Origin of the sequence: Pandoraea norimbergensis (assembly GCF_001465545.3) — a bacterium.
In the GTDB taxonomy this organism is placed as follows: Bacteria; Pseudomonadota; Gammaproteobacteria; order Burkholderiales; family Burkholderiaceae; genus Pandoraea; species Pandoraea norimbergensis.
Window position 1 is genome coordinate 522367 of the sequence record NZ_CP013480.3, and the last position, 20330, is coordinate 542696.

22 protein-coding genes are annotated in these 20330 nt (G+C 63.8%); 15 read left to right on the forward strand and 7 right to left on the reverse strand.

The window, feature by feature from the left end:
- Positions 1 to 26 precede the first annotated feature (26 nt).
- The 3 genes from AT302_RS02315 to AT302_RS02325 form a co-directional block, all read right to left on the reverse strand.
- On the reverse strand, positions 27 to 611 hold the full coding sequence (locus tag AT302_RS02315; protein ID WP_058377032.1) for a LysE family translocator: 585 nt from the start codon (positions 609 to 611) through the stop codon (positions 27 to 29).
- Between the two features lie 267 nt (positions 612 to 878).
- The gene (locus AT302_RS02320) at positions 879 to 1316 is read right to left on the reverse strand and encodes a nuclear transport factor 2 family protein (protein ID WP_058377033.1); all 438 of its coding nucleotides are present in this window, start codon (positions 1314 to 1316) and stop codon (positions 879 to 881) included.
- A 185-nt stretch (positions 1317 to 1501) separates the two neighbouring features.
- Positions 1502 to 2071 carry a chalcone isomerase family protein gene (locus tag AT302_RS02325; protein WP_084655983.1) on the reverse strand — a complete coding sequence of 190 codons (570 nt, stop codon included), beginning with the start codon at positions 2069 to 2071 and terminating at the stop codon, positions 1502 to 1504.
- Positions 2072 to 2773: 702 nt separating this feature from the next.
- Here AT302_RS02325 and AT302_RS02330 point away from each other — a divergent pair.
- From AT302_RS02330 to AT302_RS02340, 3 genes are all read left to right on the forward strand, one after another.
- A complete protein-coding gene (locus tag AT302_RS02330; RefSeq protein WP_058377035.1) occupies positions 2774 to 3658 on the forward strand; it encodes a ferritin family protein in 885 nt (294 codons plus the stop codon).
- A gap of 95 nt (positions 3659 to 3753) precedes the next feature.
- On the forward strand, positions 3754 to 4245 hold the full coding sequence (rfaE2, locus tag AT302_RS02335) for a D-glycero-beta-D-manno-heptose 1-phosphate adenylyltransferase (protein ID WP_058377036.1): 492 nt from the start codon (positions 3754 to 3756) through the stop codon (positions 4243 to 4245).
- The gene (locus AT302_RS02340) at positions 4242 to 5249 is read left to right on the forward strand and encodes an asparaginase (RefSeq protein WP_058377037.1); all 1008 of its coding nucleotides are present in this window, start codon (positions 4242 to 4244) and stop codon (positions 5247 to 5249) included. Before rfaE2 ends, AT302_RS02340 begins: the two co-directional genes overlap by 4 nt.
- 27 nt (positions 5250 to 5276) lie before the next feature.
- Here AT302_RS02340 and AT302_RS02345 read toward each other — a convergent pair whose 3' ends face one another.
- From AT302_RS02345 to AT302_RS02355, 3 genes are all read right to left on the reverse strand, one after another.
- On the reverse strand, positions 5277 to 6230 hold the full coding sequence (locus AT302_RS02345; RefSeq protein WP_157125659.1) for a hypothetical protein: 954 nt from the start codon (positions 6228 to 6230) through the stop codon (positions 5277 to 5279).
- A complete protein-coding gene (locus AT302_RS02350; protein ID WP_084656509.1) occupies positions 6223 to 7275 on the reverse strand; it encodes a type III pantothenate kinase in 1053 nt (350 codons plus the stop codon). The genes AT302_RS02345 and AT302_RS02350 overlap by 8 nt, the downstream gene beginning before the upstream one ends.
- 80 nt (positions 7276 to 7355) lie before the next feature.
- On the reverse strand, positions 7356 to 8372 hold the full coding sequence (locus AT302_RS02355; RefSeq protein WP_058377040.1) for a biotin--[acetyl-CoA-carboxylase] ligase: 1017 nt from the start codon (positions 8370 to 8372) through the stop codon (positions 7356 to 7358).
- Positions 8373 to 8598: 226 nt separating this feature from the next.
- Between AT302_RS02355 and AT302_RS02360 the strand changes: the two genes are divergently transcribed.
- From AT302_RS02360 to AT302_RS02405, 10 genes are all read left to right on the forward strand, one after another.
- A complete protein-coding gene (locus tag AT302_RS02360) occupies positions 8599 to 9720 on the forward strand; it encodes an MlaE family ABC transporter permease (protein ID WP_058377041.1) in 1122 nt (373 codons plus the stop codon).
- Positions 9720 to 10652, forward strand: coding sequence for an ABC transporter ATP-binding protein (locus AT302_RS02365; protein ID WP_237172046.1), 933 nt, complete (start codon positions 9720 to 9722; stop codon positions 10650 to 10652). The genes AT302_RS02360 and AT302_RS02365 overlap by 1 nt, the downstream gene beginning before the upstream one ends.
- Positions 10642 to 11601: an MlaD family protein gene (locus AT302_RS02370; protein ID WP_058377042.1), complete on the forward strand. Its 960-nt coding sequence runs from the start codon at positions 10642 to 10644 to the stop codon at positions 11599 to 11601. Before AT302_RS02365 ends, AT302_RS02370 begins: the two co-directional genes overlap by 11 nt.
- Before the next feature lie 32 nt (positions 11602 to 11633).
- A complete protein-coding gene (locus AT302_RS02375; RefSeq protein ID WP_157125660.1) occupies positions 11634 to 12455 on the forward strand; it encodes an ABC-type transport auxiliary lipoprotein family protein in 822 nt (273 codons plus the stop codon).
- Between the two features lie 13 nt (positions 12456 to 12468).
- Positions 12469 to 13641, forward strand: a complete 1173-nt coding sequence (locus tag AT302_RS02380; protein WP_058377044.1) for a VanZ family protein — start codon at positions 12469 to 12471, stop codon at positions 13639 to 13641.
- 43 nt (positions 13642 to 13684) lie between these two features.
- On the forward strand, positions 13685 to 14014 hold the full coding sequence (locus AT302_RS02385; RefSeq protein ID WP_058380043.1) for a (2Fe-2S) ferredoxin domain-containing protein: 330 nt from the start codon (positions 13685 to 13687) through the stop codon (positions 14012 to 14014).
- Positions 14015 to 14235: 221 nt separating this feature from the next.
- Positions 14236 to 14865, forward strand: a complete 630-nt coding sequence (locus AT302_RS02390; protein ID WP_058377045.1) for an alpha/beta hydrolase — start codon at positions 14236 to 14238, stop codon at positions 14863 to 14865.
- 213 nt (positions 14866 to 15078) lie between these two features.
- On the forward strand, positions 15079 to 16302 hold the full coding sequence (locus AT302_RS02395; protein ID WP_058380044.1) for a D-alanyl-D-alanine carboxypeptidase family protein: 1224 nt from the start codon (positions 15079 to 15081) through the stop codon (positions 16300 to 16302).
- A 163-nt stretch (positions 16303 to 16465) separates the two neighbouring features.
- Positions 16466 to 17314: a D-amino acid aminotransferase gene (locus AT302_RS02400; RefSeq protein WP_058377046.1), complete on the forward strand. Its 849-nt coding sequence runs from the start codon at positions 16466 to 16468 to the stop codon at positions 17312 to 17314.
- Positions 17311 to 17583: a DUF493 family protein gene (locus AT302_RS02405; protein WP_058377047.1), complete on the forward strand. Its 273-nt coding sequence runs from the start codon at positions 17311 to 17313 to the stop codon at positions 17581 to 17583. The genes AT302_RS02400 and AT302_RS02405 overlap by 4 nt, the downstream gene beginning before the upstream one ends.
- A gap of 74 nt (positions 17584 to 17657) precedes the next feature.
- Here AT302_RS02405 and AT302_RS02410 read toward each other — a convergent pair whose 3' ends face one another.
- Complete coding sequence (locus AT302_RS02410; protein ID WP_058377048.1) at positions 17658 to 18698, reverse strand: transcriptional regulator GcvA; 1041 nt, start codon at positions 18696 to 18698, stop codon at positions 17658 to 17660.
- A gap of 100 nt (positions 18699 to 18798) precedes the next feature.
- Between AT302_RS02410 and AT302_RS02415 the strand changes: the two genes are divergently transcribed.
- Both AT302_RS02415 and AT302_RS02420 read left to right on the forward strand, forming a co-directional pair.
- Entirely contained in the window at positions 18799 to 19131 is a 333-nt protein-coding gene (locus AT302_RS02415; RefSeq protein WP_058377049.1) for a DUF2917 domain-containing protein, read from the forward strand.
- A 184-nt stretch (positions 19132 to 19315) separates the two neighbouring features.
- A complete protein-coding gene (locus tag AT302_RS02420; protein ID WP_084655985.1) occupies positions 19316 to 20320 on the forward strand; it encodes a DMT family transporter in 1005 nt (334 codons plus the stop codon).
- Positions 20321 to 20330: the final 10 nt, after the last annotated feature.

Sequence of the window (20330 nt, forward strand, 5' to 3'; positions counted from 1 at the left end):
CTTCCTGCTTCACCCCCTTCAAGCGATCAGCTTGCCACCAGATACACCGCGCTGGCGGCGAGCAGTGCGGCCATGACGCGATTGAGGCGTCGTACGCGGCGAGCGTCGCGCATATGTTGTCGGAGCACGGCACCGGCGACGGCCCAGCATCCGACGGAAAGCCAGCACACGACGAAGTAGATCGCGGCGAACTGCCAGATGCGGGTGGGTTCACCGGCGGTGTACGCCCCCATGCCCGCCAATGAGGCGAGCCATGCTTTGGGGTTAAGCCATTGCATGATCGCGCCGTGGAGCATCGTGGGGCCGCGTTGGGGGTTGGCGTCTCCCAGTTCGCCGTCATCGCGCGCGAGCTTGTAGGCCATGTAGAGCAAAAAGGCGACGCCGAACCATTGGATGGCGTGCATCAAAGCGGGCATGCGTTGCAGCAGTTCGTACACACCAAACCCCACACCGACGAGCAGGATGATGAACCCGACGGTAGCGCCGGTCACATGGCGCAGGCTGGGCAAAAGGCCGAAGCGGGCGCCTGAGCCGAGTGCCACCACGTTGACGGGCCCGGGGGTAATGGAGGCGGCGAGCGCGAAGGCGGCCATGGAGTAGAAGAGTGTCATCGGGGACCTTGAGCGAGAGCGTAGAGGTTCCGAATGTAGGCGGGGGGTGGGGGGGCGTGTATTGCAGAAAACTGCCCATGTTGCGGACGAGGAGAGCGACCCGAGGTAGTTTGGGCAAAAGCGGGAACAGACCCAAGGCCCTCCCCGAGGCGAGTTGAACACTGTCTGAGCAGCGGGGAGGGTCTTGGGTCTGTTCTGGGGGGAGGTGTTCTGCGGCGTGGACCGTGGCGCAGGAGGACGGCCGAAGTGAGGCCTGGCGGGGGAATGTCAGGGCAGCAGCCGTTGTCGCAGCCACGCGAGCAACCGTCCCATGACGGGCAGTTTCGCGTAGATATCTTCGGTGGCGTCCCAGTAGTCGCGTTGATAGGCGATGCGCCCATCCACGGCGAGTCGCAAATGAGAGGCCCCGTGAATTACCTGTTCGTCATCGATCCAGCGTTTGGCGTGAAAGTGAAGATTCCAGACGAGGAGCGCCTGATTGTGTTGGAGGAGCGTCGCGGTGATTTCGAAGCGGGGGACATCGACGCGTTCGAACAGGCGATCGAAAAGCGCGGCAAGTTCTGCTGCGCTGCGCACTTCATGCAGCGGACTCTTGAAATAGACCGTCGGCGTGTAGAACTCGCCGAGGTTGACGACGCTTTGCCGCGTGAGAGTTTCGATGTAACGCGTCAGGCGGGTGAGCGCAGCAGCATGATCGATGTCCATGGCACGGTCTCGCGTGGGGTGCGCCAGCGGCGCGCATAGCGCAGGGGAGCCTTGCCATAACTTACCAGCCGGGGTTGTCGCGCGCACCGCGCCGGTGCGTTGGCGTGGCGCGGATGCGACAGTGCTCGGCGGCCCCTGACGTGCACCGGAACGCGGCAATGCGCGCCATCGCGCGTCGATACAGGTCAGTGCGCGTCGCTGATCAGTTCCGCCCGGAGGTCCGGCGCACTCGTGCGCGGGTCGAGCCAGATCGCGAAAAAGGCACGTCCGAAGGCGTCGCCGGTGATTTGACCGATCGGCTTCCCGTCCGAGAAGAACCGTGTGCCGTCGCCCGGTCGGTAGACACCCGTCAGGTGTTGTCCTTCCGACACATCGGGGAGGATGCGCGCGAGCTCATCGGCCCAACGCTGGCGCTCGGCTTCCGTCGCCATTTGCAGCTTCGTCATTTCGATGAGCGTGCGCTGCACCAGCGTATGCGACTTGAAGCTGCGGGCGTAGCGCAGGTCGAGCACCAAGGGATGCGTGCCCCAGTTCGCGCTGACGCGATCTGCGACCGAAAAGAGTTCGGCGTCGTAAAGATGAAAACCCATGCGGGTGAACGAGCCGTGACCGACCAGATGCGCTGCCGGCACTTCTTGCGAGGCCAGTTGCACGGCATCGAACGCGTGGGCGCTCGGGGCTGCCGCAGCGGCGGACGCTACGGCGAAGAGGCATGCGGCGCGCAGCCACACTGCCAAAGCAGGACGAGTTGCCATGCTCGGCTCCTTTCCGGTCCAAGGATCCAGTCGAGTTGGTGGGCCCGTCGGCAGCGTGCGAGTCGTTCGCTCGATACGCCGGCCGGTAAAGCATGTTGCGTGAATGCGACCGAGTGTCCTCTTCGCCGTCGGGGGCCGCGTCGTCAGACGCCGCAGTCACCGCTCCCCGTTCGGGATCACAAGCACGGAACGACTGCTTTCAGCCTAGACCATGCGGCGTGCGCTGCTGAGCCCCATCGCACAAGGACAAACCCTGACGCATCGCGGTAGGCATCGGCTTCTTTTTGCCCGCCGTTTGCAGTGGACCGCCGGCCTTGCCGGTAGGTTGGCAATGTGACGTGCCGGACGCCCTCTGCCCCTTGATCTTAGGGGCTGTGCGTGACATTTTGACCGTCGTCAAAATTACGCCGCATTACCGTCACGTGAGGCGCCGCGCGTACGGTTTTGAAAGGCTTTTATGTTATGATTCAAGAGTTTGCCCATATTTTAGTAGGGTCGCTCTAGCCATATCGCCAGGACGCGGCCAAGTTACAGGCGCTTCATCGCCGTCCTTCAGCGACGGCAGGGGTTCAAGACGTGAAGCCGGACGGCGGGGGCCGTTCGTATCGCGGTCACCGTTTTGTCTGTTGAAATTCGGCGTAAACTTTCACAATACTATCTTGAGTCCTGGTGTAAGGTCTCGCGACCTTGGGGGTAATTGAAATGAACGAAATGCTGTATCCCGAACTGTACAAGTCGCTGGAAGCAGTGCGTTGGAACATGGAAAAGGACATTCCGTGGGACAAGTTCGACGCGAGCCAACTCACCGACGATCAGGCGCGCACCATCAAGATGAATGCCATCACGGAATGGGCGGCGCTGCCGGCTACCGAGATGTTCCTGCGCGACAATCGCGACGATAGCGATTTCTCCGCCTTCATGAGCGTGTGGTTCTTCGAAGAGCAGAAGCACTCGCTGGTGCTCATGGAATACCTGCGTCGTTTCCGCCCGGACCTCGTGCCGAGCGAAGCCGAGCTGCACGCCGTGCGCTTCCCGTTCGACCCGGCACCGCCGCTCGAAACGCTGATGCTGCACTTCTGCGGCGAAATTCGCCTGAACCACTGGTATCGCCGTGCTGCCGAATGGCACACCGAGCCGGTGATCAAGGCCATCTACGAAATCATCTCGCGTGACGAAGCCCGTCATGGCGGCGCGTACCTGCGCTACATGAAGAAGGCACTGACGAGCTTTGGCGATAACGCACGTGCCGCGTTCGCCAAGATCGGCGTGCTGATGGCTTCGGCGCGCCGCACCGAAAAGCCGTTGCACCCGACCAACCTCCACGTGAACAAAGACCTGTTCCCGAACGACACGGTGCAATCGCGCCTGCCGGAACCGGAATGGCTTGAGCACTGGCTCGACGAACAGATCAAGTTCGACGACAGCTGGGAAAAGAAGGTCGTCGAGCGCATTTTGCACAACATGTCGCTGCTGTTCGAGCGCACGTTTGCGACGGCAACGGACCTGAACCGCTATCGCAAGGAAATCACTTCGCGTCTGGCGGCAGTGGCGACGCCGGCAGCACCGGCGGTTGCGACACCGTCGTAATCTTCGGCATTGCGCAAAAAAAGGGGCTTCGGCCCCTTTTTTGTTGCCTGCGGGCCGTCGTGGGACAATACCGCGTTCACTTTTGACAGACAGTCATGCAACTCGCTCAAGCTCCCGATTTCGAGGCCAAAGTCCTCACGCGTGATGCCCTCGTGGCACTCGCCCCCCGACTGCCGCGTCCGCTGGTATTCACCAACGGCGTGTTCGACATCCTGCATCGTGGTCACGTCACCTATCTCGCGCAAGCGCGGGCTCTGGGTGCCTGCCTGATCGTTGCCGTCAATACCGACGTGTCCGTGCGCACCCTCGGCAAGGGCGACGACCGCCCCATCAACAACGAAAACGACCGCGCGGCGCTGCTCGCGGCGTTGCAAAGCGTCGACTATGTGGTGACGTTCGGTGAATCGACGCCTGAAGCCCTGATCGCCGCCGTGCGCCCCGACATTCTCGTCAAGGGCGGCGACTACGACATGGACAAGCTGCCCGAATCGGCGCTCGTGCGCGGCTGGGGCGGCAAGGCGGTGGCCATTCCGTTCGAACATCAACGCTCGACGACGGCACTGCTCAAGAAGGTTCGGCAATCATGAGTTTGGCACCGCTGGTAGAAGTCACGCGCGGCGCGAACGGCATCGATACGGTCGAATGCGTTCACTACGGCGCCGTCGCCGTGGTCGATGCGACGGGCCAGTTGCGCTACGCGGCAGGCGATCCGTCGTTTCTCACCTTCTCCCGTTCGACGCTCAAGCCGTTTCAGGCGCTGCCGTTCGTGGAAGGTGATGGCGTGGCGCATTTCGGGTTGACGCAGTCCGAGCTGGCGTTGCTGTGCGCGAGTCACTCGGGCGAGGCGTTCCACGTTGAAGGTGTCAAAAGCCTGCTCGACAAGGCCGGTTGCGATGAACACCATCTGCAATGTGGCTGCCACACGCCGACGTTCTATTCCGCCACGGGCAAGCGAGCGCCGGCCGATCTGAAGCCGACGGCGTTGCATCACAACTGTTCCGGCAAGCATGCCGGGTTTCTGGCGTATTGCGCGCAGCATGGCTTGCCGCTGGAGACGTATCTCGATCCTGCACACCCGTTGCAGAAGGCGATTCGGGCGCGTGTGGGCGATGTGGTCGGTGTGTCGGGCGACGCGTTGCCGCTGGGCATCGACGGCTGCTCTGCACCGAACTACGCGTTGCCGCTTGAGAAGTTGGCCGCAGCCTACGCCAAGTTGTCTGCAAGCGACGATGCGGCGTTGTCGACGTTGTTCGCGGCGATGACGCAGCAACCGCAGATGGTGTCGGGCACGGCCCGCAACGATCTGGCATTCATGCAGATGGCACCGGGTGACTGGGTCGCGAAGATCGGCGCGGATGGCGTGCAGACCATCGGTGTGCGCTCAGCCGGTCTGGGCATTGCCATCAAGGTGGTTGATGGCAACATGCGTGCGCTTTACACCGCAGCGGTCGCGGTGCTCAAGGCGCTTGGGCTGGTCGATACGCCGGAAAACACCGGCCTTGCGCCGTGGGTCGAGCCGACCATCAAGAACGCGCGCGGTATCCAGACGGGCGTTGTGCGTCCGGTGGTGCAGCTCAAGCGCGTGGGTTGAGGCACCCGCGAGTCCAGCGAGTTACGCTCAGTGCGTGCCCGTAGGCGGGCTGCCTGCGGGTGCCGGACACGCTTTGACCAGTTGCGCGGACCACTGCTGTGTCACCACGCCGCGAATCTGCGCGGCCGCATTCGCGTTGATGCCGCCAATCCGGTAGACGATCCGGCTCTTCGCATTCGGCCGCTCGCTCAGTTGCGGCGTGATTCCCTTCTTCTGCGCCATCGCCATCAGTCGTACCGCGCGCTCGCGATCGTTGAACAAGCCGAGCGAGACGACGAGATTCGATCCGTCGCCGTTGAGCAGCGAATATTCGGTCACGCCCACCGAACGCAGCAGCGCGACTTGCTTGTCCACCGCGGCCTTGTTCGGCACAGGATCCAGATGTACCCAGTAGCGCTTGTCCACGGCAACGGACTGTATGTCCCCCTGACCCGATGGCAGCGCCGCGAGCAACAGGCCGCGCGCCTGCTGAGCGTCGTCTGCGGCGAACGGGCCGACGTCCAGACACGTAGAGGCGGCCGCTGCCGCTGCGGCCTGTGATGCCGCTGCCGCATCTCCCGAGACCGCTGCGGGTGCTGTGGCTGCGATCGCCTGACTTGCCGCGACATCGGCGGAAGACGGGGCAGAGGGGGCTGACGGTGCTGACGGTGCTGACGCGGCGCTGGCAGAGGCGCCTGCGCCCCCACTCGCACTCGTGTCGTTACCGCGGCTCTTATTGGTGTTGCTCGCCGCAGACGTTGCAGAAGCATCAGCCCCGCCAGCAGCATTGCCCGGTTTGGCCGCGACGACCGTCTCACCGCTGATCTGCGCGCCCGCTAGGCGGATGCGCCCCGGCTCTAGTTGTTGCGTAATACGCGTGGGCTCGCGTCCCGTGGCCGGCAGAATGTCTCGCCACTTCAGCCATCCGAATTGCACGGCAGCCAGTGCCGCGTTGGCGGCCAAAAACATGATCAGCAGCAGCGCACGCAACATCTCAGGCACCTCCCGGCGCGTGTCGGTTTTCGCGCGAATCTTGTGGGGTCACATTGGCCGGTGAATGCGCCGAACCTGCGAGCAACGCTGCCTCGGCCGCCGCGCGAATCGCGACCTCGTACAACCCCGCAGGCACGAGTTGATCGTGATCGGTGAACGGCAGGGTGAGTGTTTGCGCCAGTGCCTGACGTGCGCCGCCCGACAGCACACACCGTACTGGGGCGCCGAGTCGGGCTTGCAGTTGCGCGTGATTGCGTTCGACGAGTCCGGCTTGCGCAGCAAGGCATCCGCGCAGAATCGCGTCGGCCGTGTTGCGGGCGAAGTCTTGTCCACCACTCGGCATAGTCGCGTCCAGCGTCGGCAACTGGGCGGTGCCCTGTGCGAGCGAGCGCAGCATCAGCGCCGGTCCCGGGGCAATCAGGCCGCCGAGATAGTCGCCGTCGGCGCGCAAGGCTTCGACCGTCGTTGCCGTGCCCAACGTGACGATCAGCAGATGTTCCCCCGGCCACGCGGCGTGCGCGCCGATCAGACTGGCCCAGCGGTCACTACCCAATTGCGTCGGCGTGTCGTAACCATTTCGCACCCCGGCGCGCGTTTCGCTCGCGTGCAAGACCTGTAGCCAGTCTGACGACGCCATTCCCCAGAGTGTTTGCAGTGTCATGCGCACGGCCTGTTCGGCCGCGTCGCCAGCGACATTGGTCAGCCACACGCCAGCGGGTTCCGGGCAGATGAAGCCATCGTCCTGCCCGCCCTGACCGATGGCGAGCGGGGCCGTGTTGAGAGCGAAGTGAGGGGCGTCCGAAGGGCTGGCAGATGGGCGGCCCGATGTGCCCCCCGCCAATGCCGACCAGCCAGCGCGAATCTGCGTGGCGAGCGTGCGCCATTCCGCATGATCGACGGCACCGCTGGCGAGAAACGCCGGCGAGGCCGCCCGCCAGTCGTCCGGACGCTCCGCAGGCGCGAGCGCCCACTTGATCCGGCTATTACCGGCGTCGACCAGCAGCCACGGTGCCTTCGCCAAGGTGCCTGTGGGCGTCGGCGAAGGTGTCTGCATCGCAGCCGTATTCACCTTATTCGCTGTGTTCGCTGTCGTCGCCATCGGCGTCGCGGAGGCCTTGGCCGTCTTCGATGCGTTCATCGGCGGCTTCCTCGCGAGGCTGACGATGCGTCGGTATCGGTATCGGTATTGGCATTGGCATTGGCAGAAGCGCTCATGAGTCGCACGGAGACCTCGCCACTGGCGATGGCGCGTTCGCCGTCATCGGTTGCCACGCGCAGGCGGCCGTAGGTATCGACGCCGAGCGCAACGCCGTGCAGCAGGTCGCGACCGTGTTCGATGACCCGAATCGATGCGCCGCTGTACGCGTGCATGGCCTCCCAGTCTTCACGGAAAGCACCAAACCCCTGTTCGCCGAAACGCTCGAGCATGGCGGCCAGCCGCCGAATCAGCGCGGCAAGCACCGACGTCATGTCGGGGGCCGGGAGAATCGATTCGAGGGCTGCGGGAGGTGTTGCAGGGATGGCAGGAATGGCGGGGATGGCAGCAGGGAAGGCCGTTGAAGCCGCCGAATTGCTAGACGCGGCGCCGGTCTTGTCATCCGACGTGGCCGAGGCGCCATCGATGCGCGCGGCGACGTCGCCTGCCTGGCGCAGATTGACGCCGATGCCGATGACGACACCGATGCGTCCCGGGCCGGCGGGCACGGTCTCAATCAGAATGCCGGCGAGTTTGCCGCCGCGAAGCAGTACGTCGTTGGGCCACTTCAGGCCGAGCGCCTGCGGCGCCGACAACGGCAAGTCCGACAAGCCCTCGACAACGGCGACACCTGTCGCCAGCGACAGACCGGCCAATTCAGCGGGGCCGCCCGGCAAGACATAGGCGAGTGAGAACGTCAGGCTGTCCCCGGGCAAGCTCTGCCATGCGCGCCCGCGCTGACCGCGCCCGGCCGTCTGGACCATGGCGGCGCGCACCACCGGGGCGCACGAGGCGTCTTCGCGCAGGCGTGAGAGCAGGTCCAGATTGGTCGAGCCGGTGGTCTCGACCACTTCGATTTGCCAGTCGCGACAGGCCGCGCCAAGGCGCGCTCGTACGCCGTCCCGATCAAGGCGACGGCTGGCAGTGTCGGTGGCGTGGATGGCGGCTTTATTCATGGCTGCTATTGTAACGGCGGGGCCTGCGCCGCGCCGCAGTGCCCTGCAACCACGGGCATTTTTCGGCATCATCCGAGTCGAAACTCGGCCGATTCCGGCACGTTTTCGGCTGCCGTCGGGTTGCCATCGTTCGGTCGCGCCTGTACCGTACAATGACCGCGTTTTGCCGGATTCCGCCCGGTCCTGTTTGGTTCTATTTGGTCCTGTTGTCAGGAGACCCCCAGTTTTGAATCTCGATGCCGTGCCCACCCTGGAGCTGTCCCCCTCGCCGCAAGGCCCGGTGGTGATGCTGCGCGGGCTGTGGACAGCGCTTGCGCTCTCACAGCGCAAGAAGATGTTGCTTCAACTCGTCCATGCGCTGCCCAGTGGCGAACTCGCATGGGATCTCACCTGCGTCGAGCGCCTCGATCACGTGGGGGCACAGGCATTGTGGCGGTACTGGAATCGCCGCTTCCCCAAGCAGATCGCGCTCACGCCGACGCAGCGCGCGCTTTTCGACCACCTTGCCGAGTTCGACCGTACGCGGCAGAGCCCCGTGCCGACGCGCTACGTCGATCCGGTCAGCCGGCTCGGTTATTCGCTGTTTTCGCTCGGCGATCACCTGCGCGGCGGAATTTCGATGTTCGGCCGGTTCGTCATCGACCTCGGACGCGTGGTGCGGCACCCGATGCGCGCCCCGTGGCTTGAGATGTCCGCCAATATCTACAGCGCCGGCGCCAAGGCGCTGGGCATTACGGCACTGGTGGCGTTCCTGATCGGTATCGTGCTGTCGTACCTCTCGGCGCAACAACTCAAGCTATACGGCGCGAGCACGTTCATCGTGAACATTCTCGGCCTGTCGGTGATTCGTGAGTTGGGGCCGGTGCTCTCGGCCATTCTGGTGGCGGGGCGCTCGGGCTCGGCGATTACGGCGCAACTCGGCGTCATGCGCGTGACCGAAGAACTCGATGCGATGCGCGTGATGGACATCTCGCACAGCCTTCGCCTCATCTTGCCCAAGGTCATTGCACTGGCGATTGCGATGCCGTTGCTGGTCATGTGGACGAACGTTGTTGCGCTGCTCGGCGGTGCGCTGGCCGCCAAGTACGAACTCGGGATCGGCCTGCATTATTTCTTCACGACGCTGCCCAATGCTGTGCGCATCGCCAACCTCTGGATCGGTCTTGGCAAGGGCGTGGTGTTCGGTATGCTGATCGCGCTGGTTGCGTGTCACTTCGGCATGCGCGTCAAACCGAATACGCAGAGTCTGGGCGAGGGCACGACACAGTCGGTGGTGACATCGATCACGGTGGTGATTCTGGCCGATGCAGTGTTCGCGATTCTGTTCCGCAACGTGGGGATTGGCTGATGAGCGAGTCCACGACCCACGATCTCTCGAAGGCACCGGGCGCCCGCACGACTGAACTGTCCGATGTGGCACGCCCCGGCGCGGCTGGCTGCCCGCCGGTCGCTGCGACATTGGCGGGCGATGCAGAGCCTGTCATCGAAGTGCGCGATCTCACGAAGCGCTATGGCACGCACACGATCCACGAGCATCTCGATCTGACCGTGCGCCAAAGCGAGATCATCGCGCTGGTGGGTGGTTCAGGGTCGGGGAAAACGACGCTGATCCGCCAGATCATCGGGCTGGAAGCGCCGACCAGCGGTCATATCAGTGTCTTCGGTCACGACATCACGATGATCGACCGGCGCACGGCGCATTTGCTGCGCCGTCGTTCGGGCATGCTGTTCCAGCGTGGTGCCCTGTTCTCGGCGATGACGGTGTTCGACAACATCGCGCAGCCGCTGCGTGAACTGCATACGCTATCGGAAGATCTGATCCGCGATGTGGTGATGTACAAGCTCGAGATGGCCGGCTTGTCCGGGCGCATGGCGAATCGGATGCCGTCGGAGTTATCGGGCGGGATGATCAAGCGCGTAGGTATCGCACGCGCCATTGCACTGGAGCCCGAGTTGCTGTTTCTCGACGAGCCGACGGCTGGGCTCGATCCGCAGGCGTCGGACGAATTCGTCGACATGATTCGTGGCCTGCACCGCTCACTGGGCTTGACCGTGGTGATGGTCACGCACGATCTCGATACGGTGATGATGCTCGCGACACGAGTGGCCGTGCTGGCCGATCGCAAGGTGCTCATCAATGCGCCTGTCGAAGACGTGGTGCGCGTCGATCACCCCTTCATTCACAGCTTCTTCCTCGGTGAGCGCGGCAGACGCGCGTTGCTGGCCTTGCCCGCTGCGCGGCGTCACAAGATTTCGGAGTTACTCGACGATGGAAAATAAATCGCACGCCTTCATGGCGGGCCTGTTCACGCTGGTATTGCTGACGGCGGTCGCGGCGGCCGTGTACTGGTTCAATCGCGACAATCGTGTACGCGTGCCTTACGACCTGGTCTCCCGCACAAACGTGAACGGCCTGAATCCCGAGTCTGCCGTGCGCTACCGCGGTCTGGCCGTGGGCAAGGTCGATTCGATCAAGTTCGATCCGCGCACGCCGGGGCAGATCCTGATTCGCATTCTTGTGAACGAGGGCACGCCGATGACCAAGTCGACGTACGCCACGCTGAGTTATCAGGGCGTGACGGGGCTCGCTTTCGTGCAACTCGACGACGATGGCCGTGACCGCACGTTGCTGCCGTCTTCGGAAACTCAGGTCGCGCAGTTGCGCCTGCGTCCGAGCTTTATCGACGAATTGCAGAATCGCGGCAACACCCTCGTGCGTCAGCTTGAGCAGGCGAGTTCGTCGGTCAATCAATTGCTGTCTGCCGATAATCGTCAGGCTGTGATCGACTCGGTCAACAGTGTGAAGATGGCCGCGCAGAGTGTGAATCGCGTTGCGCAACAACTGGAACCGGTGACCAAGCAACTGCCCGAGACCGTGCGTGAGCTCAACGGTACGCTTGCCGGCGCGAACAAGCTGGCCGGTCAATTGACCGACCCGCAGGGCCCGCTGGTGCGTAATCTCGATAGCGTGGGACGTGCGGCCGATCAGGCGGCGTCGAGTCTCGCCGCATTCCAGGCGACGACGCAGACCTTCGAGGGCTCGCTGCAACAAGAGGCGCTGCCACGGTTGAATACGCTGTCCGATGATCTGCGCACGACAACGCAGGCCGTGGGGCAAGCCGCTGAGACGATCAATCGCAATCCGCGTGCACTGCTCTTCGGCACGTCGCCGCCGCCGCCCGGACCGGGTGAGTCGGGCTTTGCGTGGCCCAGCGGAGCGGGCCGATGAGAGGCGAGACCGAATTGCAAAAGGATACCGACATGTTTGAATCCATTCGCGGCGCTCTGCGCGCGCTGCTGATTGCCGCAGGGACGGCAGCGCTCGTGGCCGGGTGTGCAACGAGTACACCGTCTGGCGCATTGGCTCGCTACGATCTTGGTCCGCCGACGATGCCAGCGGCGGCATCGGCATCAGCGGCATCAGCGGCATCCGGGGCTTCCACGGGGACGCCCGACATCGCCAACACGGCAAATGCCGCTGCATTGGGTGCATCGGGTGCCGCGCGCCTTTCGCCGCTCAAGGTCGTCGTCAACGCGCCGAACTGGCTGGACTCCGATCTGATCTATTACCGCTTGCCGGCCAGCGATGGCGATCAGGCACGTGTCTACGCCAACAGCCGTTGGCTCGCGTCACCGGCCCGGTTGTTCGGTGACCGGTTGCGTGTCGCGCTCGCGGTCGACCGGCCGGTGCTGGCCGCAGGCGATCCGACGGCGGCGCCTGCGTTGCGTGTCGAACTCGACGAATTCGCGCAGTACTTCGACAGTGCGTCGACCAGCCACGGTGTGGTGCAGATTCGCGCGACGTTGTTCGACGGGCCGAAACTGCTGGCGCAAACGACGCTGCGTGCGCAAGCACCTGCGGCTACGGCCGATGCGGCAGGCGGCACGCGCGCACTGGCGGCCGCGAGCGACGCGGTGCAGACGCAACTGATTCAGTGGCTGGCTGGCCGCGTGCCGGCGCCATCGACCACGACGCGATCGGCACCGACGTCGCACGCGGTTCCCGCCACCGCACCGCGATCGGATGCCGCGCCGGGCATTTCGTCTCCATCGTCGTCGCCGTTGGCGGCGGCCACCCGCTAGCGCCCCAGCGTCAATGCCCGAGCCGGACATCAAACCCTGGCAACGACGTGCCTCGCCGCTCACGCGTCAGGCGCTGCTTTGCCTGATCTTGCTCATCGCGTACGCGAGCCTGTATCCGTTCGAATTCCAGCGTGCGGTGGTCGGCCCGTTCGACTATCTGTTCGCGCCGTTGCCACGCTGGATGACGACGTTCGATGTCGTCACCAACGTGCTGGGCTATGTCCCGCTCGGCATGCTCACGGTGCTGGCGTTGCATCCGGCGTGGCGCGGCACGCGTGCGGTCTTCGCGGCGTTTGTGCTCGGCACACTGCTGTCAGGCGGCATGGAAGCCCTGCAAACGTATTTGCCCACGCGTGTGGCTTCGAACGTCGATCTCGCAACGAATGCGTTGGGCGCACTGATCGGGGGTGCGCTTGCAGTACCGCTCACGAGTCCGTTGCTTGATCGCGGCTGGCTGCGGCATCTGCGCTTTGCATGGTTTGAACGGCACGCGAGCGTGTTGCTCGTGTTGCTGGCCTTGTGGCCGTGGGCGCAGGCGTATCCGCAGCAGTTCCTCTTCGGCGACGGCGATCTGGTGCGTCAGATCTGGCTCTGGCAAGACCCGGATATCACCGATCTCGTTCTGGATTGGGTGCCGCATCTCGGTCAGTTGCAGGACTACCTCTCGGCCCTCGACGCCGTGGCGAGTCATGCGCTGTGGGAGACCGTGGTGACGGCCAGCGGCACCATTCTGGCCGGGCTGCTCGCGACGCTTGCCATGCGGCGCGGGGCACCGCGCGTGCCGTTGCTTTGCGCGATGTTCATCAGCGCGTTCGCCATCAAGGCCGCTGCCTCGGCGTGGCAGTTTTCGCCCGCACAGGCGTTCGACTGGGTGACGACCGGCGCGATCTATGGGCTCGTTGTCGGCACGCTCGTGCTGACGGTGGCGGCGCGCGGGCCGCGCGTGTTGCGCGGGGCCGTGGCGCTGGCGGCGCTGATCGTTCTGCTGGTTTTCGTGAACCTGTTGCCCGCTAACCCGTACTACGAGGCGGCGTTGCAGTCGTGGCGGCAGGGCCGCTATGTGCACTTCAACGTGTTGGCGCGCTGGCTCGCGTGGACGTGGCCGTATCTGGTGCTGATCTACCTGCTGGCGATGTTCGATCCGAGCCATCGCGGGCCGGCGCGCACCACCGGGAAGGTCGGTTAGAATGGCCCGCAACAACGTTGCCAACCCCCACAGAGCGACCGACATGGCCACCCAGGCGCAGTACTACCAACATCACGTCTTCTTTTGTCTGAATCAGCGCGAACCGGGCGCGGACCGGCCTTCTTGTGCGAATTGCAACGCTCAGGCGATGCAGGAATATGCCAAGAAGAAGGTCAAACAGCTCGGGCTGGCCGGCCCCGGCAAAGTGCGGGTGAACAAGGCAGGTTGCCTTGATCGCTGCGAACTCGGCCCGGTCGTCGTGATCTACCCCGAAGGCACTTGGTACACGTACATCGATGAGACCGATATCGACGAGATCGTCGAAAAGCATCTGGCGCAAGGCGAAATCGTCGAACGTCTGCTGATCGACTGAAATCATCGACTGACGTTATCGACTCACGTAATCGGCTGCCGCGTCGAGTCGTTCCCGTTCGGGTCTTATCAGGCAATACCGGAATTACGAAGATTTCGAGGGACTACCCGCCAATCCCGGCTTGTCCGGGCATTGCCGGGTCGATGCAGGACGCATCCGCTTCTGATTCATCCGCTCATCCGCTCACCCGCTTTCATCAGGCTTCACGTCACGCATCACTCATGAACGCTCAAACCGAACGCTTTACCATCGACGGCCCGGTCGGGGCCATTGAAATCGCCATCGACCGTCCGGCGGGCGAATTGCGCGGCATCACGCTGGTGGCGCATCCGCACCCGCTCTTCGGCGGCACGCTCGACAACAAGGTTGCGCAGACGCTCGCGCGCGCCTTCGTGCAACTCGGCTACGCCGTCGTGCGTCCGAATTTTCGCGGCGTCGGCAAGTCGGAAGGCGAGCACGACAAGGGCATTGGCGAGCGCGACGACTTGCTGGCCGTCATCGACTGGATGCGCCAGCAGCCGGGCTGGGATACGCCCCCGCTGGCGCTGGCGGGCTTCTCGTTCGGCACGTTCGTGCTCTCGCACGTAGCCAAAACGCTGGCCGAAGCCGGTACCCCCGCGCAACGTCTCGTGTTCGTCGGCACGGCCGCGAGCAACTGGGATGTCGCACTCGTGCCAGCCGACACGCTCGTCATTCACGGCGAAGTGGACGACACGGTACCCCTTCAGTCGGTACTCGACTGGGCGCGTCCGCAAACCCTGCCCGTGGTGGTCATTCCGGGCGGTGAGCACTTCTTCCACGGCCTGCTGCCGCTACTCAAGCAGATCGTGGTCGATGCGTGGCGCTATTGACACACATCGGACGGATTTCGGGCGGTAACCCTCCCGACGCTGGGGTACGCAAATCACGGCGGGTATAATTCGTTCCTGAACCTGTCAGGCGATGCCGGGTCTATTGTTTCCGACATGCCTGGCACCGGCACTTCGGTGCCGCTGTCCTCTTCACCGTGCCGCTTTCGTGTTTTTCCAATCGCGACAGTGCGCGCGGTGCTCAATCAAGCGCAGATGCCCCTGAGCCTCACTTCGTTTCTCTCTTCGCCAATGAAATTCAACGCTTCGCTGTCCCGTGCCGCCGCTGCCGCGGCGCTCGTCGCTTGTGGCTCGCTTGCTGCACTCCCGGCCCGTGCTCAACAGATTCCGCCGCCGCCGATGTCGGCTAAGGCGTGGACGATCGTCGACGTCACCAGCGGTCAGGTGCTCGCCGCCGGCGATCCGGAAGCGCGCGTGGAGCCGGCTTCGCTCACGAAGATCATGACCTCGTATCTGGTCTTCGAAGCGCTGCGCGACAAGCGCATTTCGATGGACCAGACGGTCATTCCGGGCGAGTCGGTACGCAAGGTGGGCCGCGACGAGTCGCGCACGTTCATCGAAGCGGGCAAGCCGGTCTCCGTACACGATCTGGTGTACGGCATGATCATTCAATCGGGTAACGACGCGTCCATCGCGCTGGCCGAACTCATCGGCGGCTCGCAGCCGGGCTTTGTCGAACTGATGAACCGTGCTGCGCAGCGTCTTGGCCTGAAGAACACGCACTACACGAACGTCGACGGTCTGACCGATCCGCAGCACTACACGACGGTGGCCGATATCGCCGCGCTGTCGACGCACATGATTCAAGACTTCCCCGAGTACTACAAGATCTACTCGGAGAAGAGCTTCACGTACAACAACATCCGCCAGCCGAACCGCAATCGTCTGCTGTCGCTCGACCCGACCGTCGATGGCCTGAAGACCGGCCACACGAAGGAAGCGGGTTACTGCCTCGTGTCGACGGCTTCGCGTCCGCTGCCGGGCACGCCCGGCGTGAACCGCCGCGTGCTGTCGGTCGTGGTGGGTGAGCCGACCGAGCGCGCACGCGTGCAGGACAGCCTCTCGGCGCTGAACTACGGCTATCAGAACTTCGACACGCTGCGTGTCTATGGCGCGAATCAGGTCGTGGCCACGCCCAAGGTGTGGAAGGGCAAGGAAAGCGAGCTGAAGATCGGCGTGAAGAAGGACACTTTCATCACCGTGCCGAAGGGCGTGGCCGACAAGATCAAGCCGCAGCTTGAACTGCGTGAGCCGCTGATCGCCCCGATCGCGAACGGCGCGCAGGTCGGTACCGTCAAGGTCATGGCCGACGGCAAGCAACTGGCCGAATTCCCGGTCGTGGCGCTGGCCGACGTGGCGCAAGCCAGCTTCATCGGCCGCGCATGGGATGCGCTGCGTTTGATGTTCATGAAGAAGTAAGGACGATCCCGTGTCCTGACGCCTGCGCGTCGCGGCACGGGGGTATGGCCGAACCGCATGACGGATCGGCGCCTCGCCGGTCAGGTCAGGCCGGCAAACGCGAGGCGCGCCCCAGGGGCGCGTTTTGCAATTTAGTCGTGCGCGACACGCGCCCCCTGCAAACATGGACAACCCCACCGTCTGGCTCAATGGCGAACTGATCCCGCTCAGTGACGCGAAGATTTCCGTTCTCGATCGCGGTTTCCTGTTCGGCGACGGCATTTACGAAGTCGTGCCTGTCTACCACGGCAAGCCGTTCCGTTTGGCGCAGCACCTCGATCGCCTTGAGCGCAGCCTCGCCGAGATTCGTATCGCCAACCCGTATACCCGTGCCGAATGGGAAGCGCTCTTCGCGCGCCTGTCGGCCACGTGTGCCGCCGACCCGCACAGCGTGTACGTTCAGGTCACGCGTGGCGTGGCGCCGCGTCAGCACACGTTCCCGAAGGACATCACGCCGACCGTGTTCGGCATGGCTACGCCGCTCACGTTGCCGTCGCGCGAGAAGGTCGAGCACGGCGTGGGCGCCGTGACCCACGAAGACCGTCGCTGGCTCAATTGCCACATCAAGTCGACCTCGCTGCTGGGCAACGTCCTGATGGCGCAATACGCGGCCGATCACGATGTGCAGGAGACGGTGCAATTTCGCGATGGCTGCCTGACCGAGGCGTCGTCGAGTAATGTGTGGGTGATCAAGGGCGGTGAAATGTTTGCGCCGCAGCGTGATAATCGCATTCTGGAAGGCATTCGCTACGGCGCGCTCGAAGCCTTTGCCAAGGAATGTGGCGTGGCGTTCTACGAGCGCCCGGTCAGTGAAGAGGAAGTGCGTAACGCCGACGAGCTGCTGATCACGTCGGCGACCAAGGAAGTGCTGGCGGTCGTGCGTCTGGACGACAAGCCGGTGGGCGACGGCAAGCCGGGCCCGGTCTTCCGCGCACTGTATGCGGCTTATCAGCGAGCCAAGGAGGCGCTATGACGCCGGAAAAGAAAGAAAGTCTGCTGGAGTTTCCGTGCGACTTTCCCATCAAGGTGATGGGCAAGATGCAGCCGGATTTTGCCGATGCCATCGTGGCAGTGCTGCGCGAGTTCGATGCCGAGTTCGATGCCGCTACCGTCGAGATGCGTCCGTCCAGCTCGGGTAACTACCTCGGCCTGACGGTCACGGTGCGGGCCCACTCGAAGGCCCACCTCGACGATATCTATCGCGCACTCACCGGCCACCCGATGGTCAAGGTCGTGCTGTAACGCGGTTGAAATGTCGGGCGACACGCCACGCGCCCTGCGCGTGGCGCGGTACTCTTGCCGTGCTCAGGCAGCATTCACGCGTGGGTCGGCGCGCCGTCGTCCGGCGGTAGCGCCGGTGCCAGCCCCAACTGAGCGTCTGTCGTCAACGTGCCTGCGGTAGACGCCATGCCTGCTGCGAGCGCTTCAGGGCTCGCCTGTGCCGGGCGGCGCTGCATATGCATCACAGCCTCAAAAGCGGCCATTTCCTCCAGAAACCACGTGCGAAATGCTTGCACGCGCTGCGTTTCCAGCACCCCCGGCGGGCACACGAAGTAGTAATCCCATTCGCACGGCGTATCGACATCCGACAGGCGCACCAGCCGCCCAGCCATGATGTCGCCCACCGCCAGCGATCGCCGCACGAGCGCCACGCCTTGACCGACGATGGCCGCTTGCGAGAGCATCCCCGAATCCTGATACATCATGCCCTGCGTCGGCTCGGGGATATCGAAGCCGGCCGCAGCAAACCACGGCGACCACGGTTCCCCTTCCGAGCGTAGCAACGTGCTGTGCCGCAACTCCGCCGCCGACTGGGGCAGACGTCCGCTGTTGTAGGACGGCGCGCAGGCAGGAAAGAACACGTCTTCGAGCACTTTTTCGATATGCAGGCCGGGCCAGTTGCCCTTGCCCATGCGCAGGGCGATGTCGACGTCGTCACGCTCGAAATCGATCAGCTCGGCGCTGCAACGCAACTCCACTTCGAGTTCGGGATGACGGTCGATGAAGCGCCCGATGCGTGGCGTGAGCCAACGGCTGGCGAACGACGGCATGGTGGTGAGCACCAATCGCCGCTCGCTGCGAGTCCCTGCCTGCAACTTACGGGTGGCCTGAGCGATATCGCCGAGCGCAGCCCGGATCGACACCGCGTACTGCCGGCCAGCGGCCGTCAGGCTGATGCGTTTGCCGTTGCGGGCAAACAACTGCGTGCCCAGTTCCTGCTCCAGCGCGCGAATCTGGTGGCTGATGGCGCCGTGCGTGACGAACAGCTCCTCGGCCGCGCGGGAGAAACTCTCCAGACGCGCAGCCGCTTCGAACGCGCGCAGAGCACTCAGATTGGGAAGTCTCCGAAGATCCATGTGAGCTTTATTCGCAAGGCCGTGAAAATATGTCGTTTGGTTAAGCGCTTGGCAGTCCCTATGATTCAGTCATTGTCTCGCACTGAGTGGGGGTCGTAAAATGCAAAACAATTTGACAAAGGTCCAGTATTTTTACGGCATCCGGCCGGGCGAAGTCGTCAGTCTCGACTTGCACCATGAGCATACGCTCGTCGCACGCGGCGCGGCAGTCTGGGTAACGCGGGCGGGCGATCCGCGCGATTACTGGCTGATGCCGGGGCAGCGCCTCGCTGTGGAGCCGGGACGCCGTTACTGGGTGTCGTCGGACGACGGCGCCGAGGCTGAGCTGGAGCGCGAAGTGGCGCATCGTTTCCCGCTGGTGCGCGAGTTGCGCCGCTGGCTGGCCGGACGTCGTGCGGCACGTGAGGCGAATTCCTGCGCATCTGCCGCCTGATAGGCCTGCGGGCCACCGGCCCTCATGGCTTTGCCACAACCGTCAAACTTCACGCGTTCTCGCGGCAGATGATGCTGCGGAAGGCGTGAGTCGTTTTAAACATTCACTTGATGTCAATTGAATTCACATCAAGGCGCGCAATAATCAAACGAAAATACGCTGCGATAGCGGGAGATTTGACTGAATGACGCAAGGTTCTACGCCGGCTCGCACGACACCGGCCGTTTCCCCGCCAGCCGCTTCCACGCCGACTAAGCCCGGCAATACGGGGCAAGGCGCGCCGGACGCCCACGCTGACGAGCGTCTGGGCCGCTGGCTGATGGTTGCTGCGATGGTGATTTCCGGCACGATCGGCTACTTCGTGCTGATGTCCGGACAGCCGGCGCTCAATGTGGTGTTCTTCCGGTGCCTGATCGGCGCGGCCAGTCTGTGCCTGTGGTGTGCCTATCGCGGCTACTGGCGCGGGTTGCGTCTCGCGCGCTGGCAGATCGTGAACGTGACGCTCGGGGCGATTACCCTCGTGTCGAACTGGTTTTTCCTGTTCAGCGCTTACAAGCTGACATCCGTGGGCATCACGACGGTGGTCTACAACGTGCAGCCATTCCTGCTGGTTATGGCGAGCGCGATCATCACACGTGAGCGGCCGTCCATGGCGACGCTCGGGTTTCTCGGTCTGGCGTTTGCGGGTCTGGTCATTCTGGCCGAGCCGGGCGGTGCGCACGGTGCGGGCTACCTGCTCGGCGTAGCGAGTGCGCTGGCGGCGGCATCGCTCTACGCGGCAACCACGTTGTTCACCAAGAAGCTGGCCGGCACCCTTCGGCCAGAAATCATTGCCGCGCTGCATATGGTGATCGGCGCGGTGGTGTTTGTGTGGATGGCCGATTTTGGGCATCTCCCGGGCGGGCCGCGTCAGGTGGGCGCGATCGTCACGTTGGGCCTGTTCCACACGACATTCATGTACTTGCTGCTGTATGGCGCGTTCCAGAAGGCGTCGACATCGAGCCTCGCCGTGTTCGGGTTCGTGTATCCGGTGGTGGCGGTGGCCGTCGATTTTCTGGCGTTTGGCATCGTGCTGCACCCGACCCAATGGCTGGGCGGGGTGATGATTCTGGTCGCCGCCGGGTGTTACGCGCGCGGGCTGGGCGCGGCGCCTGTGAAGAAGGCAGCCAAGAAGGCAAGTACGGCCTGAGCGTGAACTT